The 1,454-nt window shown below is 65.7% G+C and carries 1 protein-coding gene; it reads left to right on the top strand.

From position 1 onward, the window contains the following. Positions 1–29: 29 nt before the first annotated feature. The coding region (locus APH33_RS22625) for a methyl-accepting chemotaxis protein (protein ID WP_054887273.1) at positions 30–1,454 on the top strand (1,425 nt) is incomplete at its 3' end.

The raw sequence follows: 1,454 nt of genomic DNA, 5'->3' as shown, positions 1-1,454 counted from the left end.
CCCGGCCTCTTGCCAGGAGCTCTCTTAAAATGTCTCAACCGCGTGCCCGAATTGCCTCGCAGCTCGGTGTCGCCCTCGCCATCGTGCTGGCGTTGGTGATTTCCGGCAGTACCCTGTTCGCCCTGCGTGCGCTGGATGACGCCAACCTCGCCACCCGCCAGGCCCACCTGGCCAGCGAGGCGCGACTGCTGGCCGACCAGCTCGATACCTTCCACGGGTCGCTCAAGGACAACACCCAGCGCCTGAGTGGCCTGTTCGAGCGCCGTTTCGCCTCGGGCCTGTCGCTGCACCCTGGCGAAACGGTACAAGTCGCCGGTCAAAGCACGCCCGCCCTGTACCTGGGCGACCAGCTGCTGAACAACGACTTCCAGGTGGTCGACGAATTCCAGCAGATGACTGCCGGCATCGCGACCCTGTTCGTGCGCAGCGGTGATGACTTCGTGCGCATCAGCACCAACCTGAAGAAACAGGACGGCACCCGCGCCATCGGTACCCAGCTCGACCGACAGCACCCCGCCTACAGCAAGCTGCTGGCCGGGCAGATGTACGTCGGCCGCGCCGTGCTGTTCGAGCGCAACTACATGACCCGCTACGTACCCGTCAGCGACAGCAGCGGCCGGGTGATTGCGGTGCTGTTCGTCGGCTTCGACTACACCGACGCACAGAACGCCCAGTTCGCCAACCTCAAGCGCTTCCGCATCGGGACAACCGGTTCGTTGGCCATTCGCGATGACCAGGGCCAATGGCTGGTGCCGCCGGCCAACGCCGACCAGGACCTGTTCAGTGCCAGCGCGCCGTTCGCCGAGGGCCCCTGGACCGTGGTGGCGAGCATGCCCAAGGCGGAAATCCGCGAGGTGACCTGGAGCGTTGGCCTGCGTCTTGCCATCGGCAGCCTGCTGGCGATGCTGCTGGCCGTGGCCGCCACCCTTTGGCTGCTGCGCCGCAAGCTGCGCCCGCTGGATGACCTGGTGCGTCAGGCCGAGGCACTGGGTGCCGGCGACCTGAATGCGCGCCTGAGTGTGACCAGCCATGACGAGATCGGCCAGCTGGCCCGCAGCTTCAACCAGATGGGCGAGGCGCTGGCGACCATGGTCGAGCACATTCGCAGTGCTTCCGAGCAGGTCAGCAGCCGTGCGCGTTCGCTGTCCGGGTTGTCTACCGGTGCCTGTGAAGGCATGGACCAGCAGTCCGGCGAGATCACCAGCATGGCCGGTGCGGTGGAGGAATTCAGCGCGACGTCGATGAACATCGCCGACAACATGGCGGGTACCGAGCGTATGGCCCGTGACAACGCCCAGCAGACCCGCATCGGCCGCAGTGCCATGGACGAAGCGTCGAGTTCGCTGCGCCAGATTGCCGAAGCGCTGGGTGGCACCGCCACTGTCATGAACAGCCTGGGCGCTCGTTCGCAGGAGATCGGCGGTATCATAAGCGTGATCACCGATTGCCGAACA

The sequence above is a fragment of the Pseudomonas sp. NBRC 111130 genome (genome assembly GCF_001320485.1).
In the GTDB taxonomy this organism is placed as follows: domain Bacteria; phylum Pseudomonadota; class Gammaproteobacteria; order Pseudomonadales; family Pseudomonadaceae; genus Aquipseudomonas; species Aquipseudomonas vlassakiae.
This window is presented reverse-complemented; position numbering and strand designations above follow the sequence as displayed.